Source organism: uncultured Roseobacter sp. (assembly GCF_947491795.1).
In the GTDB taxonomy this organism is placed as follows: Bacteria; Pseudomonadota; Alphaproteobacteria; order Rhodobacterales; family Rhodobacteraceae; genus Roseobacter.
Genome location: NZ_CANLKW010000002.1, coordinates 295,175 through 311,659, shown reverse-complemented (window position 1 = coordinate 311,659; position 16,485 = coordinate 295,175). Strand labels below are relative to the sequence as shown.

The following is a 16,485-nucleotide window of genomic DNA, read 5'->3' as shown; positions in this document are numbered from 1 at the left end:
GTTTCCTTTGGGCAGAAGTCAGGACCGGTAGTCAGCATTGATCGCGATGTACCCATGCGTCAGATCGCAGGTCCAGACTGTGGCCGCACCCTGACCCATGCCGATATCAACCGAAATCCTCAGATCCTGGCCTTTCATATGCGCGGCTGCCTCGGCTTCGTCATAACCGGGGCTGACCCACCCGCTCTCTGCGACGGTCACATCGCCAAAACGGATCGACAGGCGATCCCGGTCAGCAGGGGCACCGGATTTTCCGATGGCCATCACGACGCGCCCCCAGTTCGGGTCCTCACCAGCAATCGCCGTTTTCACCAGCGGAGAATTTGCAACCGACAGAGCGTGGATACGCGCGTCGGTGTCCGTTTCGGCACCTGTGACGGTGATTTCCACGAACTTTGTCGCGCCTTCACCATCCCGTACAACCTGATGCGCCAGATCCAGCATCACCCCGTGCAGCGCATCCGAAAAAGCGCTGTTACCGGTGACATCCGTACCCGATTTGCCGGTCGCTGCCACGAGCAGCGTGTCAGAGGTAGAGGTGTCGCTGTCCACAGTGATGCTGTTGAATGTCACTTCGTTGTGGGCGGATACCAGTTTTTGCAGATCAACCTGCGAAATGACGGCATCTGTAAAGATATAGACCAGCATCGTGGCCATATCAGGCGCGATCATACCTGACCCCTTGGCAATGCCCACGATCCGGACCGGTTGCCCGTCAATGTTGACCGTGGTGCCCGCACCCTTTGCAAATGTGTCCGTGGTCATGATTGCGCGGGCCGCGGCCTCTATACTGTCTGCGCTGACTGTGTCTGCCAGGGTTTCCAGATGCGCCGTGATCCGGTCAAACGGCAGCGGCTCGCCGATCACGCCCGTTGACGAGGTGAAAACGCGCTCTTCCGGCACATTGCAGGCACTGGCCGTGGCCCGGGTAATCGCGCGCACAGCCTCGGTGCCATTGCGCCCGGTGAAAGCATTGGAGTTGCCGGAATTCACAAGAATCGCTGCACCGGGACCAGACGCGCCACCCAGCTTTTCCTGACAGTCCAGCACAGGTGCTGACCGGGTGGCCGACCGGGTAAAGACCCCGGCAATAACAGCGCCGGGATCGAGCAGAGCCAGCATGACATCTGTTCTGCCGGTGTATTTCACACCCGCAGCAACGGTCGAGAACCGGACGCCTTCAATGCGGGGAAGGTCCGGGAAAGAGGCCGGTGCAAGCGGCGAAACAGGCATCTCGGTCGCCATCTGCCTCAGTTCTCCAGCAGATCCTGACGCCGGATCCACGAGCGGTCTATCGTGTCACCCGGACCTGTTGTGACGCTTGCTTCGTCCGTGATTCTATCAACATAGTCGTAGGCAATTTCCTCGCTCAGCTTAGCTTCAATATCTGGACGGGCGTCTTCAAGCGTGGGGATGTTCTTGGAGCGTGTGTCATTCAGACGGATTACATGCCAGCCAAACTGTGTTTCCACCGGGCCAGAGACCTCTTCAACGGCCAGGGCGATGGTTGCGGCCTCGAACTGAGGAACCATCATGCCGGCGCCGAACCAGCCAAGGCTGCCGCCGTTCGGACCAGAGGGGCCCGTGGAGAATTCCCGGGCGGTTTCCGCAAAATCTGCACCATTATTAATCGCTTCAATCACCTTCAGCGCCTCTTCTTCGGTTTCCACCAGGATATGAGAGGCATTGTATTCGGGCTCTGGCTGGATGTTGCCGAATGTTTCGTCATAGCGCGCCGCGATGCGTTCCTCGGTCAGCCGGCTGGAAACTGCATCGTCGACAACCTCGCGTGCAACCAGTGCGCGTTTTTCGTTTTCCAGCTGCATGACGAGCCGTGTTGGCAGCTCCTCCTCGAAGCTCTGGGCCAGAACGGACTGCTGGATCAGCTGCGCCAGCAGGCCATCATAGAGTTGCTCATCGCTGAGTTGATGATACTCGGGTGGCAGCAGCGCGAGAGCCGCGATCACATGCCCCAGGGTGATGTCCTCGTTCCCGACGGTGGCCAGGACTGTGAACGCGTCAGGATCAGGCGCTGTTTCTGTTGTCGTTGTGGTGTCCTGCGCCTGGGCGGGCAGGGCGAGCAATGCCACAAGCGCTGCTGAAGTGATAAACCTGCGATGATAAAACATGTTTTGATCCTATAAACGGGTCACGGTGGGGCGCGACATTGACACGGTTTGGCGTGACCCTTACATCGCCCTATGGGCGCCACAAGAGACCGGCGTTCACATTATCTCTATGGGCTGCGCCGCGGACGAGCAAGCAGATCAGCGCCTGACACTAAAACTTCGGCTGGAGAACGCATGCTGGGTATCGGAACGATAACAAAAAAAATCTTTGGCACGCCGAACGACCGAAAGATTAAAGCAACCCGACCGCTGATCGCGCAGATCAACGACCTGGAGCCGGAGTTCGAAAAGCTCACGGACGAGGGCATCGTTTCCAGGACAGAGGAACTGCGTCAGCGCGCAAAAGATGGCGAAAGCCTGGATGCGCTTTTGCCCGAAGCCTTTGCCAACTGCCGCGAGGCTGCACGGCGTTCGCTGGGGCTGCGGGCGTTTGACACACAGCTTATTGGTGCCGTGTTCCTGCACCGGGGTAACATTGCCGAGCAGAAGACGGGCGAAGGCAAGACACTGACCGCGACGTTTGCGGCCTACCTTAATGCGCTGACGGGCGATGGCGTGCATATCGTTACCGTGAACGAATACCTGGCCAAACGCGATGCGGCCTGGATGGGCAATGTTTTCGGCGCGCTTGGGATGACCACCGGCGTCGCCTATTCCAACATGCCCGAAGACGAAAAACGCGCCGCATATGACAGCGACATTACATATGCGACGAACAACGAGCTTGGTTTTGATTATCTGCGCGACAACATGCGCTCGGAGCTGAACCAGATTTTCCAGAAAAAGCACAACTTTGCGATTGTGGACGAAGTTGACAGCATTCTGATTGATGAGGCACGGACGCCTCTCATCATTTCCGGCCCTTCCCAGGACCGGTCGGACATGTACAAGACAATTGATGCGGTTATCCCGTCTCTGTCTGACGAGCACTTTGAGCTCGACGAAAAGACCCGCAATGTGACCTTTACGGATGAGGGGAACGAGTTCCTTGAGGACCTGCTGCGCAAGAACGAGCTGCTGGAAGAAGAGCAGTCGCTCTATGATCCGGAAAGCACGACTGTGGTGCACCACATCAACCAGGGTCTGCGCGCGCACAAGCTGTTCATGCGGGACAAAGACTATATTGTCCGCGACGGCGAAGTGGTTCTGATTGACGAATTCACCGGCCGTATGATGCCCGGACGCCGTTTGTCGGACGGGCTGCATCAGGCGATCGAGGCGAAAGAGAACGTTTCCATCAAACCCGAAAACGTCACTCTGGCCTCTGTGACCTTCCAGAATTATTTCCGCCTTTATAACAAGCTGGCGGGTATGACCGGCACTGCGCTGACCGAGGCCGAGGAGTTCATGGAGATCTACGGGCTCGGCGTGGTCGAGATTCCGACGAATAAACCCATCGCCCGTGTGGACGAGGATGATCAGGTCTACAGCACCGCGCGCGAGAAATACGAGGCGATGATCGAACAGATCAAGATAAGCCACGCCAAGGGCCAGCCGGTTCTGGTCGGCACCACGTCCATCGAAAAATCCGAGATGCTCAGCAACATGCTGACCCAGGCCGGGATCGAGCATAATGTTCTGAACGCGCGCCAGCACGAGCAGGAAGCGCAGATCGTGGCCGACGCTGGGAAACTGGCTGCTGTGACGATCGCGACCAACATGGCCGGCCGCGGTACGGACATTCAGCTGGGCGGTAATGTGGACCTGCAGGTCATGGAGGCTGTGACCGCAGATCCCGAGGCGGATCCCGAAGCACTCCGCGTCAGGATCGAAGCCTCGCATGCCGATGAAAAGAAAAAAGTGCTGGAGGCCGGTGGGCTTTATGTTCTGGCCTCTGAACGCCACGAGAGCCGCCGCATCGACAACCAGCTGCGCGGCCGGTCGGGCCGCCAGGGTGACCCGGGCCGTTCGTCGTTCTATCTGAGCCTCGAAGATGACCTGATGCGAATCTTTGGGTCAGAGCGTCTGGAAAAAGTTCTCAAAACGCTCGGCCTGAAAGAAGGCGAGGCGATTGTTCATCCCTGGGTCAACAAGTCTCTGGAACGCGCGCAGGCCAAGGTCGAAGGCCGCAACTTTGATATCCGCAAGCAGCTTCTCAAATTCGACGACGTGATGAACGAGCAGCGTAAAGTCGTGTTTGGACAGCGCCGCGAGATTATGGAGGCAGCGGATCTTTCAGAGATCACGACGGATATGCGCCATCAGGTCATTGATGATCTGATTGATACCTATCTGCCGCCCAATACATATGCGGATCAGTGGGATTCCGATGGTCTCAACCTGGCGGTCGGAGAGCAGCTGAACATTGACGTACCCGTGACAGACTGGACCGAAGAAGAGGGCGCAGATGACGATGTGATCCGCGAACGGCTGGTCGAGGCCTCAGACGCCTATATGGCGGAAAAGGCGTCGCAGTTCGGCCCCGAGAACATGCGCAACATTGAAAAGCAGCTCCTGCTCCAGGCGATTGATGCAAAATGGCGCGAACATCTGCTGACGCTGGAGCATCTGCGATCGGTTGTTGGTTTCAGGGGCTATGCGCAGCGCGACCCACTGAACGAATACAAGAATGAATCATTCCAGCTCTTTGAAAGCATGCTCGACAGTCTCCGGGAAGAAGTGACGCAGAAGCTTTCTCAGATCCGTCCGCTGTCCGAGGAAGAACAACAGCAGATGGTTGAACAGATCCGCGCGCAGCAGGCCGCTGCAACGGCTGCAGCTGCCGCTGCGGGTGCCGTGGCAGACGAAGCAGTGGCCGATCCCGGAAATGCGGCAGAGGGGTTTGTGGAAAATGACCCTTCTACCTGGGGCAATCCTGGCAGAAATGAGGCATGCCCCTGCGGATCTGGTAAGAAATTCAAGCACTGTCATGGTCGTCTGACCTGACAGGCCTGCCTTATTTTTGACAAAATGAAAGCCAATACACGTCATACGTGAGCCCCGTTTACGATTTATTAACCTTTATTAAGAAGTGAAGAAGGATCGTAAAATGTCTCATCGGACTGAGATCATGACAGCAGCGGGCACACTGGCCTGCGCGTTGGGTATCGGTTTCGTTATGCAAAGCGGCGATGCCGCTCAGCAGCGATACGGGGATCAGGTGCAGGTCGCACACAGTGGTATTGTCAGTGTGGGGCAACCCGCGGATCTCAGAAAAGATCAGGTACCGGAAAGTTCGGTGCTGGATGTGCACGATATCACGCTTACGTCTGCCGGTATTCCGCAGGCAGAAGCAGCGGTCGCTGCCGATCCTGAGCCTCCGGCTACGAAAACTGACACCGCCCAGTATACGATCCGATCCGCGTGCCCCACATCAGCCCGTGCCGAGACCCAGCCCGGTGCCATGGTGATGTTGCACCTGAAAGCTGCGTGCCTTGCCGGTCAGACCGTCACGATTACCCATCAGAATATCGTTTTTGACGAAATAATCGGTGCAGAAGGCACACTTTCCATCGCGGTGCCCGCACTGACCAGCGATGCTGTGTTTTCCTTCTCTTTTGAAAACGGCAAGAGCATTGAAGCTGCTGGTTCCGTTCCGACCGTCGGCCTGTATGACCGGGTGCTTGTCCAGGGCGTCGGTGACACGGGGGTGCAGATCCACGCGCGTGAATATGGTGCAGACTATGGTGACGCTGGCCATGTCTGGCAGGGCTCCCCCCGCCACGTATCTGCGCTGACAGACGGAAACGGCGGTTTTGTGACTGTGCTGGGCGACGCCCGGAACAAAGATCGCCTGATGACAGAGGTCTATACATATCCGGCCGAGACCTCGCGCGCTGTGGATGCGGTTGCACTCAGCATCGAGACCGAGGTCACCCTGTCCAACTGTGGCACCCATGTGGATGCCACGGCGGTACGCGTTTCCCGCGGCGGATTGCCAGTGGTGCGTGATCTGAGCATTGATGTGCCGTCCTGTGATGCGGTCGGTGACTTTCTGGTGTTGAAAAACCCGCTCGGAGACCTGAAACTCGCCAGCAACTGATCTGCGGCGAGGCGCTGTCTCTATGAAAATCCTGCATGCAGCGTTCAGCGCTGCATTTTTTCTGTCGGCGCTCTGCGGTCCGGTACAGGCCGGGGACGTAACGCTGATGTCGCGCGATGGGCAAGTGCAGGTTTCCGGCACACTGCTGGGCTTTGACGGCGAATTCTACCGGCTTGAGACCATCTACGGTGAGCTGACAGTCGATGGTTCCGGTGTCACCTGCGAAGGCCCGGCCTGCCCCAGCCTCGACGACTACGTGGCAGAAATCCGCATTTCGGGTGCGGCTTCGATGGGCGCTGTGATGATGCCAGCGCTGATCGACAGTTTCGCGCAGCGCAACGGATACACGGTTGCGCGTCTCAAACAGGATGCATCTCACGAAGACTACACTCTGACCGATGACCAGACCGGCAAAACGGTTGCCCGCTTTTTCTTTCGCCTGACGAACACGGATGAAGGCTTTGCGGACCTTCTGGCCAATGAGGCCGATATAGTCATGGCCCTGCGCGAAATACGCCGGGATGAACAGCAAAGGGCGGTGGAGGCCGGAATGGGTGACATTACCGGCCCGCGCCGCGCAAGGGTCATTGCGCTGGATGGATTGGTTCCGGTTGTCTCGCCCCAGAACCCGGTGCGGTCTGTCTCGGTGGAAAACCTGGCGCTGGCCTATGCCGGGCGGCTGACAAACTGGGCTGAACTTGGCGGTCCGGACGCGCCGGTCACGCTTTATGCGCCGGGGGCGGATACGGGGCTCGCGCAGGCCTTCGAAGACCGGGTTATGCGCCCGTCAGGCCTTGAAACCACCGCTGATGTGCGCCGCTATCTCTATGGCACGGACGTGGCACAGGCAGTGGCCGCAGATCCGTTTGCACTGGGGTTCGCAAGCTATGCTGAGACAGACCGGGCGCAGGTGTTGTCGTTGCGCGGTGACTGTGGCCGCAATCTCGTGGCGGCGCGTCAGACGATCAAGACAGAGGATTACCCGCTTACCGCACCGATGTTTCTCTATGTCCCGGCACGCAGGCTGCCCAGAACAGGCCGTGAATTCATTTCCTATGCGACGTCTTCAGCGGCGCAGCTGGTGATCAGACGGTCCGGATTTGTCGACCAGACGCCGGAACTGGTGGCCCTGGATGCCCAGGGGGACCGGCTGGCCAATGCGATAGAGGCCGCCGGGACAGAGATTACACTGGAAGATCTGAAGAGAATGATTTCTGTGCTGGGGCCGCGCAAACGCCTGACGACATCCTTCAGGTTCGAAGCAGGTTCGGCACGTCTGGATGCCCAGTCGCGCTCCAACGTCATCCGTCTGGCTGAAACGCTGGAACGCGGACGCTACGATTCAGCAGAGCTGACATTTGTGGGATTCAGTGACGGCGATGGGCCGGCCCTCGCAAATCAGTCCATCGCGTTGCGGCGGGCAGAGGCCGTGCGCCGTGCGGTGCTGGACGCGGCCGAGGCTTTTGACCCGGATCGCGCAATTCTGAAAACCGACGCTTTTGGCGAGGCGATGCCAGTTGCCTGTGACAGCAGCGCCTGGGGCAGGCTGACCAACCGCCGTGTCGAGGTGTGGTTGAAGTAACGCGGTCCGGTTGGCGCTTCTGGCGAAACGGTTTTGACAAAAAAGCCGGGCAGTCTGCACCGCCCGGCTTTCCGGTCTGATATGACTTTTGGACAGGTTCAGCCCTTCATGGAATCCCAGAAACTTTTGACGGACGAAAAGAATGAGGAAGATTCCGGATTGTTGTTCTCTGACAGGTCATCGAACTCCTGCAGGATTTCCTTTTGCCGGGATGTCAGATTGACCGGTGTCTCCACCGCGAGCTCGATAAACATGTCACCGGTTCCTGCGCCGCGCAGCGCTGGCATACCTTTGGACCGCAGCCGCATCTGGCGACCGGACTGGCTGCCAGCGGGGATCTGAACACGGCCGCGACCGCCATCAATGGTTGGTACTTCGATCGATCCACCCAGAGCGGCCTTGGCCATCGAGACAGGCACGCGGCAATAGAGGTTTGTGCCTTCGCGCTGGAAGAGTTCGTGCTCTGCCACATCAATAAAGATGTAGAGATCGCCCGCCGGGCCACCGCGCATCCCTGCCTCGCCTTCGCCGCCAAGACGAATGCGTGTTCCGGTTTCGACACCGGCGGGAATATTCACATTCAGCGCGCGCTCTTTTTCGATCCGACCGGCACCCTGACAGGATTTACAGGGATTTTTGATGATCTGACCCAGGCCAGAGCAGGTCGGACAGGTGCGTTCGACAGTAAAGAAGCCCTGTTGCGCGCGCACTTTACCCATTCCCGAACAGGTCGGGCAGGATGCGGGCTCGGAGCCCCCTTCGGAGCCCGAACCGCTGCAACTGGTGCAGCTTACAGAAGTGGGTACGTTGATTGTTTTCTGGCTGCCGGCAAAGGCCTCTTCCAGATCGATGCGCATGTTGTAGCGCAGGTCAGAGCCGCGTGAAGCGCGCCGCCCACCGCCGCCGCCGCCACCGCGCTGGCCGCCCATGAAATCGCCAAACAAATCATCAAAAACATCGGAAAAGGCCGAAGAAAAGTCGCCCTGGCCGCCACCAAATCCGCCGCCGGGGCGGCCACCGCCGCCCATGCCGCCTTCGAATGCAGCATGTCCGTAACGGTCATAGGCCGCCTTTTTTTCGGCGTCCTTCAGAACCTCATAGGCCTCGTTGGCTTCTTTAAACTGGGCCTCGGCTTCCGGATTGTCGGCATTCCGGTCCGGGTGCAGCTCTTTGGCTTTGCGGCGATACCCTTTTTTGATTTCGTCCGCAGAGGCACCCTTGGACAGCCCGAGCACGTCGTAATAGTCACGTTTTGCCATGGTTGTGTCCCCTTTCCGGAACGTGAGAGGCCGACCCCGTGGGTCGGCCTGTGCAGGGGTTCCGGATCACGCGCCGCTTACGCGCGCTTGTCGTCGTCAAGGTCCTCGAACTCGGCATCGACGATATCGTCGTCGCCACCGTGCGGCTCATCTGCGGCTTCAGGCGAATCTTCGCCCTCTTCCTGAGCTGCTTTGTAGATGGCCTCGCCAAGTTTCATAGCCGCCTCGGTCACGTTCTGGATGCCGGACTTGATCTTGTCGGCATTATCCGTTTCCAGCTCGTCCTTGAGTGCTGCAATCGCAAGCTCAATGGCTTCAACCGTGGTCGGGTCAACCTTGTCGGCATGCTCTTCAACCGACTTTTCAGTCGAGTGAATGAGGCTCTCCGCCTGGTTTTTCGCTTCGATCAGTTCGCGGCGTTCCTTATCGGCTTCCGCGTTCTCTTCGGCGTCCTTGACCATTTTCTCGATGTCGTCATCCGACAGACCACCAGAGGCCTGGATCGTGATCTTCTGCTCTTTGCCGGTGCCTTTGTCCATCGCGCCAACGGACACGATACCGTTTGCGTCGATGTCAAAGGTGACTTCGATCTGGGGCATACCGCGCGGTGCGGGCGGGATGTTTTCCAGGTTGAAGGCACCGAGGATTTTGTTGTCGGACGCCATTTCACGCTCACCCTGGAAGACCCGGATGGTCACGGCATTCTGGTTGTCCTCGGCTGTCGAGAAGATCTGGCTCTTTTTGGTCGGGATCGTTGTGTTGCGGTCGATCAGACGGGTGAACACGCCACCCAGCGTTTCGATGCCAAGCGACAGCGGTGTGACGTCGAGCAGAACCACGTCTTTGACGTCGCCTTGCAGAACACCGGCCTGAATGGCGGCACCCATGGCGACAACCTCGTCCGGGTTCACACCCTTGTGCGGCTCCTTGCCAAAGAATTTGGTCACTTCCTCGACCACTTTGGGCATCCGCGTCATGCCGCCGACCAGAACAACCTCGTCGATGTCAGACGGGGATAGGCCCGCGTCTTTCAGTGCAGCCTGGCATGGCTTCATCGAGGCCTTGATCAGGTCACCCACCAGGCTTTCCAGCTTGGAGCGGGTCAGTTTCATGACCATGTGCAGCGGCTGACCGTTGGCGCCCATCGAAATGAACGGCTGGTTGATCTCTGTCTGGCTGGAGCTGCTGAGTTCGATCTTGGCTTTTTCAGCGGCTTCTTTCAGACGCTGCAGGGCCATCTTGTCCTGTGTCAGGTCAACCTGGTGCTCCTTTTTGAACTCACCGGCGAGGTAGTTGACGATGCGCATGTCAAAGTCTTCACCACCCAGGAAAGTATCACCGTTGGTGGATTTCACTTCAAACAGACCGTCGTCAATTTCCAGGATGGTCACGTCGAACGTACCGCCGCCAAGGTCATAGACCGCGATTGTCTGTGTGTTTTCTTTGTCGAGGCCATAAGCCAGCGCCGCAGCTGTCGGTTCGTTGATGATCCGCAGCACTTCGAGACCGGCGATTTTGCCTGCGTCTTTGGTGGCCTGACGCTGTGCGTCGTTAAAATACGCGGGGACAGTGATAACCGCCTGCGTCACGTCTTCGCCGAGATAGCTCTCGGCGGTTTCTTTCATTTTGCCCAGGATGAACGCAGAAATCTGCGAGGGGGAGTATTTCTCGCCCTTTGCCTCAACCCATGCATCGCCGTTACCGCCGTCGATAACAGAAAAGGGGAGGTTCTTTTTGTCCTTGGCAAGATCGGCGTCGTCATTACGACGGCCAACGAGGCGCTTGACGCCGAAAATTGTATTGTCGGGGTTTGTGACCGCCTGGCGTTTCGCCGGCTGGCCTACAAGACGCTCTTCATCGGTGAAGGCGACGATCGAAGGTGTCGTGCGGGCACCCTCGGCATTTTCGATAACACGTGGCTGCGAGCCGTCCATAATGGCAATGCAGCTGTTTGTTGTTCCAAGGTCGATACCGATCACTTTGGCCATTTTCTGATCCCTCTTTAAACTAAAGGCGATGACACGGAACGCGGGCCCGTTCCGGCGCCCTGATCCCGATCTGTTTACACATGAAGCGGGTCGCCTCATGCGGTTCGCAGGGTATATAAGGAGGGGTCAGCGGCCCTGCAACCTTTCAGGGCACGGCCTGAGGGGAATCGGGAAGAAATTTTACTGATCAGCGCCAGGAGGGCCGGGATTGATGCAAATGAGCATCGCAGGGTTCGAAATTTATAAAGGTTTCCTTAACCGGAAGGCCTGCCAGACGGTGCTGACGGCGCTGCGTGGTGTGGTCCGGCAGGCGCCTCTGTTTGTGCCCGTAACGCCACGCGGGCAACAGATGTCCGTGCGCATGACGGCGGCGGGTGATTTCGGCTGGATCACCGACCGTCGGGGGTACCGCTACAGTGCGACCCATCCGGAAGGTGGGGCATGGCCCCCGATACCCGACCCTGTGCTGAAGATCTGGAATGAGGTCTCCGGTGTGACCCGCCAGCCCGAGTGCTGCCTGATCAATTATTATGGCGAGGGCGCCCGCATGGGCCTGCATCAGGACAAGGACGAAGCCGGGTTTGACTGGCCCGTTGTCTCGGTCTCGCTCGGCGATGACGGGCTGTTCCGCATGGGCGGCACAGAACGGGGTGGCAAAACGCAGTCGGTCTGGCTGGAAAGCGGCGATGTGGTGGTGATGGGGGGTGCTGCGCGTCTCGCGTATCACGGTGTGGATCGTATCCGCTTTGGTTCGTCGTCGCTGCTGGAAAACGGTGGCCGGCTGAACCTGACGCTGCGCGTCGTGACATAGTGCGGAACTTGCGGGCCGTTCACTAAGTTATGCAAATGGCTGACGTCGACTTGTGCTGTGGCATCCGGCGCGTACAAAAGAAGGCCAGGCAGGGGAAGTAAGTTCGAAATGAAGCTCAGCGCAAAGCCGCGCAGTATCACGCGTACCGGAGATGATACGGCTGCCCATTCTCTGATGGTTTATGTCTGGAGGATGAGTGAATGGCACCAGCCCGCGGTGTGTCTGCTGGCTGTTCTCGTGGCTGTCCTGAACCTGATCCCACTGGAGCTGCAGCGCCGCATCGTGAACGAAGTTGTTGAGACCCGGGATGTGTCCCGCCTGGTAACCTTTGGTGCGGCATATGCCGGTATTATACTGCTGCACCAGGCTGTAAAATACGCGCTGTGGATGTATCAGTCATGGCTGACAGAGAGTGCGACGCTGTACACCCGCCGGCACTTACTGACACTCTATGAAAAAGACAAAACAGACTCCGGGGATGGTTCCGGACGAGCGGTCTCCATTGTTGGCGCAGAGGTAGAAAAACTGGGTGGCTTCGTGGGCGAAGGTCTCTCCGGTGCCTGTGCGAATGCCGCAATGCTCATCGGTGTTGCCGCTTATATGTTCGTTGTAGAACCGAAAATCGCAATCTTTGCTCTCGCATTTCTTATCCCGCAGGTGCTTCTCACCCCGTTTCTTCAGAAGCGGCTGAACATTCTCATCGAAGAACGGGTCAGGATGCTGCGCGATCTGGGTGATACGATATCCGGGAAAGGCTCGGAAATAGAGGACACCGGCAAGGGCATTCTGGATGACATCTTTGGCAACCGCATGCGTTACTTTGTATTGAAATTCCTTCTGAAATCTTTGCTCAATCTGCTAAATGCGCTGGGACCGATCACCGTCCTGCTATTCGGCGGCTATCTTGTCATGCAGGGCGAGGTTCAGCTGGGTGTGATCGTGGCGTTTCTGTCCGGCTTTGACCGGATTTCATCGCCTTTGCGGGAACTTATCGGCTTTTATCGCGTCGCAGCCCAGGCCAACGTGCAACACGGAATGATCGCGAAATGGATGTCTGCCAGAACCGGCAGCCCCGGGTCAGCGACGCGCGCTCCAGCTGATTGATGCGTGACGCCGGGTGTAAAACTCGCCCATCAGGCCAATCATGACCAGTATGAGGCCGACGATCACGGCATATTCCCAGTTCGTATAACGCGGGACATAATTGAGAAAAATATAACCCCGCGCCTGATCGATGCAGTGAAACAGTGGGTTCCAGTCGAACATGGCCAGCATGTATCCGGGCATGACATTGGCCACGAACATCTTGCCCGAGGCGATCATATTGGCGCGCTGATAGATGGTGTTGAAGATGGTGACAAACTGCGGCATCCAGGGCTTGAGCGCGAGCAGTACCAGACCGATGGCGACACCGGTAAACCAGGCCAGCATGAACATGGCAAAGGCCGCAAACGGGTCTTCGATGCTGATGGGTGTCCAGGCCACATGATAGACAAACAGGATCACAGCCATCGACAGGACCTGGATGTAAAGCGATCCCAGTGCGGCGGATGCAATTGCGATGATTGTGTTCATCGGCGCGTGCTGCATCATCGGGCTCGCCGGGCCCTCTGAGGCCACGACCGCTCCCATCGCCTTGGTATGGGTCATGAACAAAAAGACACCGGACATAATATAAAGCAGGAAATCGCCGCGAACGGCCATGCCCTTCATCCCGAGAATGGAAAACATCGCGTAGAAGGCGACGACAAAGATCACAGCCTGCAGCAGGTTGATCCCTATGGCCAGAAACGCGTTAGTATGTGTTTTCCGCACTGACCGCACAACGGAATGATAGATCAGCGCAAGGATCGTAAATGCGGACGCAAAAGCGCCCTGGCGTTTGTCTGATGCCTGAAACATGTCTGCCGGGCCTCGTGTTGTTGGGCAGTTCTTCACGGATTTCTTGCTGTTCCGTCTGGCTGGCAGCATAAGGGGCATTATCGTTTTGATCAACAAAAGCCGGTTCGGGAACAAAGTGTATGGATTACAGCCTGTTAGCATCAGAAATGCGCAGATTGGCGCTGGTGGGTGGCGCCCGCATCATGGAGATCTACGAAGCGGACGACTTTGACGTGAAGGTCAAATCTGATGCCAGCCCCGTCACAGAGGCAGACGAGGCCGCCGATGCCATTATCTCTGCCGGGCTGAGGGCGTCTTTCCCTGATGTGCTGCTGGTCACCGAAGAACAGGCGGAAACCCACAGCAAAACCGGTAACACCTTTCTGATCGTTGACCCGCTGGATGGGACCAAAGAATTCATCAACCGGCGTGGTGATTTCACGGTGAACATCGCGCTGGTGGAACAGGGCGTGCCCACACGTGGTGTGGTTTATGCGCCCGCAAAGGGGCGTATGTTCTACACCGATCACACCGGCCGGGCGGTCGAGGAGACAGGCGCGCTGGCACTTGATCAGGTGGGCGATCTGACGCCGATATCAGTCTCTGAACCGGATAACGCGGCGCTGATGGTCGTTGCTTCGAAATCGCACCGGGATCAGGCAACAGACGATTACATCGGCAAATACAGTGTGCGGGATATGACCAGCGCGGGCAGCTCGCTCAAGTTTTGTCTGGTTGCGACGGGTGAGGCCGATCTTTACCCGCGCCTTGGCCGGACGATGGAATGGGACACCGCTGCGGGAGATGCCGTTCTGCGCGGTGCGGGCGGATCAGTTGTCCGTTTCGATGACCACACGCCGCTGACTTATGGCAAGGAAGGGTATGCCAACCCGTTCTTTATCGCCGCAGCGCCCGGTGTTGCGCTCAGGAAAGCCTGATGTCTGTCCTGATCGTCATCCCCGCACGCTATGCGTCCTCACGGTATCCCGGCAAACCACTGGCTGTCCTGCGCGGGGCCTCCGGCGAGGGGCGCAGCCTGATCGAACGCAGCTGGCTGGCGGCCACCTCCGTATCCGGTGTCGACCGGGTTGTGGTAGCAACCGATGATGACCGTATCCGAACGGCCTGCGAAAAATTCGGCGCCGACGTCGTCATGACATCAGAGAAATGTGAAAATGGCACCGAGCGATGCGCCGAAGCGCATGAAAAGCTGGGCGGTGGCTATGAGATCGTCGTCAACCTGCAGGGCGATGCCCCGCTGACGCCGCACTGGTTCGTCGAGGATCTGATCGCAGGGCTGCGTGCCGCACCGGATGCGGAAATCGCCACACCGGTTCTGCGCTGTGATGGTGCGACCCTGCGTGGATTTCTGGAGGACCGTCAGGCAGGGCGGGTCGGCGGCACAACTGCCGTCTTCGGGCAGGACAAACAGGCGCTCTATTTTTCCAAGGAAGTGATTCCCTATACGGGCCGAAACTGGACCGGCACCGAAACGGACACGCCGGTTTTCCATCATGTGGGCGTCTATGCCTACCGTCCGGACGCGCTGGCGGCCTATCCCACGTGGACCAGCGGACCGCTGGAAAAGCTCGAAGGGCTGGAACAGCTGCGATTCATGGAAAACGGGCGCCATGTGCTCTGTGTTGAAGTATCCGCGCGGGACCGTCAGTTCTGGGAGCTCAACAACCCTGAAGACGTGCCCAGACTGGAAAAAATGATGCAGGATATGGGCGTGGACTGACCCATTCAGGGGCATATTGTTCAAAACCGGCGGGAGATTGCCATAATTATGCCCAGGCCGGCGTTATAGTGCTCAGGAAAGACAATACTGCATTTGCCGGGGTGACTGTTCTCAGAGTGTCATATCTGTTCGTTAATGATGAACTGAATCAACCACAGTCGAAAGACGGGCAAACTGTGATATAGTGTCACCACATGTTGTGAGGAATAGAGTAATGAAACGTAAGGTAACGAAAGCGATCTTTCCGGTTGCAGGACTGGGAACGCGTTTTTTGCCCGCGACCAAATCCGTCCCCAAGGAGATCATGACCCTGGTGGACCGGCCCCTGATCCAATATGCGATCGACGAGGCGCGTGCGGCAGGAATCAAGGAATTCATCTTTGTGACGTCCCGGGGCAAAGGTGCGCTGGAGGACTATTTTGACCACGCGCCCCAGCTCGAGGAAGAACTGCGCCGCAAAGGGAAAAACCAGCTTCTTGAGACGCTGGAATCCACCAACATGGAAAGCGGTGCAATTGCTTATATCCGCCAGCACAAGGCGCTTGGCCTTGGTCACGCTGTATGGTGCGCGCGCCGTCTGATCGCGGACGAGCCCTTTGCGGTAATTCTGCCCGATGATGTGATCGCCGCGGACAAACCCTGTCTGCAGCAAATGGTCGAGGCCTACGCCGAAACCGGTGGCAACATGGTTGCCGCAATGGAAGTTGCGCCCGAGAAAACCTCGTCCTACGGCATGCTTGATGTGTCCGAGGATATGGGCGCCATGGTGCGTGTGCAGGGCATGGTCGAAAAACCGCCCGCGGGTCAGGCTCCCTCAAACCTTGCTGTGATCGGCCGGTATATTCTGTCGCCATCCGTTCTGACCAACCTGCAAAAGATCAAGTCGGGTGCCGGTGGTGAAATCCAGCTGACGGACGCAATTGCCCGCGAGATCGAAAATGAAAATGGCGTCTACGGATACCGTTTTGCGGGTCAGCGTTTTGACTGCGGCTCAAAATCCGGGTTCCTTCAGGCAACAGTCGCTTTTGGTCTTGCCCGCGAAGAGCTGCATGATGATCTGTCGGCTTACCTGCATGACATCGTGACGATGGGCAAAGCGGCAGAATAAGGCG

General features: G+C 57.9%; 13 protein-coding genes. 8 read left to right on the top strand and 5 right to left on the bottom strand.

Translation table 11 applies throughout. The annotated features are described in order from the left end of the window. Positions 1–18: 18 nt before the first annotated feature. Both argJ and Q1A34_RS08285 read right to left on the bottom strand, forming a co-directional pair. Positions 19–1,245, bottom strand: coding sequence for a bifunctional glutamate N-acetyltransferase/amino-acid acetyltransferase ArgJ (argJ, locus tag Q1A34_RS08290; RefSeq protein WP_300032931.1), 1,227 nt, complete (start codon positions 1,243–1,245; stop codon positions 19–21). A gap of 5 nt (positions 1,246–1,250) precedes the next feature. Next, on the bottom strand, positions 1,251–2,129 hold the full coding sequence (locus tag Q1A34_RS08285; RefSeq protein ID WP_300032929.1) for a peptidylprolyl isomerase: 879 nt from the start codon (positions 2,127–2,129) through the stop codon (positions 1,251–1,253). Positions 2,130–2,303: 174 nt separating this feature from the next. Between Q1A34_RS08285 and secA the strand changes: the two genes are divergently transcribed. The 3 genes from secA (at position 2,304) to Q1A34_RS08270 (ending at position 7,693) form a co-directional block, all read left to right on the top strand. Beyond that, entirely contained in the window at positions 2,304–5,015 is a 2,712-nt protein-coding gene (gene secA / locus Q1A34_RS08280; protein ID WP_300032927.1) for a preprotein translocase subunit SecA, read from the top strand. Between the two features lie 103 nt (positions 5,016–5,118). Then, a complete protein-coding gene (locus Q1A34_RS08275) occupies positions 5,119–6,111 on the top strand; it encodes a hypothetical protein (RefSeq protein WP_300032924.1) in 993 nt (330 codons plus the stop codon). Positions 6,112–6,133: 22 nt separating this feature from the next. Further along, positions 6,134–7,693: a phosphate ABC transporter substrate-binding/OmpA family protein gene (locus Q1A34_RS08270; protein ID WP_300032921.1), complete on the top strand. Its 1,560-nt coding sequence runs from the start codon at positions 6,134–6,136 to the stop codon at positions 7,691–7,693. A 98-nt stretch (positions 7,694–7,791) separates the two neighbouring features. Here Q1A34_RS08270 and dnaJ read toward each other — a convergent pair whose 3' ends face one another. Together dnaJ and dnaK are read right to left on the bottom strand one after the other, a co-directional pair. Next, positions 7,792–8,952: a molecular chaperone DnaJ gene (gene dnaJ, locus Q1A34_RS08265; protein WP_300032918.1), complete on the bottom strand. Its 1,161-nt coding sequence runs from the start codon at positions 8,950–8,952 to the stop codon at positions 7,792–7,794. Between the two features lie 77 nt (positions 8,953–9,029). Further along, on the bottom strand, positions 9,030–10,940 hold the full coding sequence (dnaK, locus tag Q1A34_RS08260; protein WP_300032915.1) for a molecular chaperone DnaK: 1,911 nt from the start codon (positions 10,938–10,940) through the stop codon (positions 9,030–9,032). A 211-nt stretch (positions 10,941–11,151) separates the two neighbouring features. Here dnaK and Q1A34_RS08255 point away from each other — a divergent pair, with 211 nt between their 5' ends. Both Q1A34_RS08255 and Q1A34_RS08250 read left to right on the top strand, forming a co-directional pair. Next, positions 11,152–11,751: an alpha-ketoglutarate-dependent dioxygenase AlkB gene (locus tag Q1A34_RS08255; protein ID WP_300032912.1), complete on the top strand. Its 600-nt coding sequence runs from the start codon at positions 11,152–11,154 to the stop codon at positions 11,749–11,751. Between the two features lie 108 nt (positions 11,752–11,859). Next, positions 11,860–12,855, top strand: coding sequence for an ABC transporter ATP-binding protein (locus Q1A34_RS08250; RefSeq protein ID WP_300032910.1), 996 nt, complete (start codon positions 11,860–11,862; stop codon positions 12,853–12,855). Here the strand turns inward: Q1A34_RS08250 and Q1A34_RS08245 are convergent. Further along, positions 12,829–13,653 carry an ABC transporter permease gene (locus Q1A34_RS08245; protein WP_300032908.1) on the bottom strand — a complete coding sequence of 275 codons (825 nt, stop codon included), beginning with the start codon at positions 13,651–13,653 and terminating at the stop codon, positions 12,829–12,831. The two genes, Q1A34_RS08250 and Q1A34_RS08245, sit on opposite strands and share 27 nt — an antisense overlap. 119 nt (positions 13,654–13,772) lie before the next feature. Here Q1A34_RS08245 and cysQ point away from each other — a divergent pair, with 119 nt between their 5' ends. The 3 genes from cysQ (at position 13,773) to galU (ending at position 16,481) form a co-directional block, all read left to right on the top strand. After that, on the top strand, positions 13,773–14,570 hold the full coding sequence (cysQ, locus tag Q1A34_RS08240; protein ID WP_300032906.1) for a 3'(2'),5'-bisphosphate nucleotidase CysQ: 798 nt from the start codon (positions 13,773–13,775) through the stop codon (positions 14,568–14,570). Beyond that, positions 14,570–15,373, top strand: coding sequence for a manno-octulosonate cytidylyltransferase (locus tag Q1A34_RS08235; RefSeq protein ID WP_300032904.1), 804 nt, complete (start codon positions 14,570–14,572; stop codon positions 15,371–15,373). The genes cysQ and Q1A34_RS08235 overlap by 1 nt, the downstream gene beginning before the upstream one ends. A 214-nt stretch (positions 15,374–15,587) precedes the next feature. Next, positions 15,588–16,481, top strand: a complete 894-nt coding sequence (galU, locus tag Q1A34_RS08230) for a UTP--glucose-1-phosphate uridylyltransferase GalU (protein WP_300032902.1) — start codon at positions 15,588–15,590, stop codon at positions 16,479–16,481. The last annotated feature ends 4 nt before the right edge of the window (positions 16,482–16,485 follow it).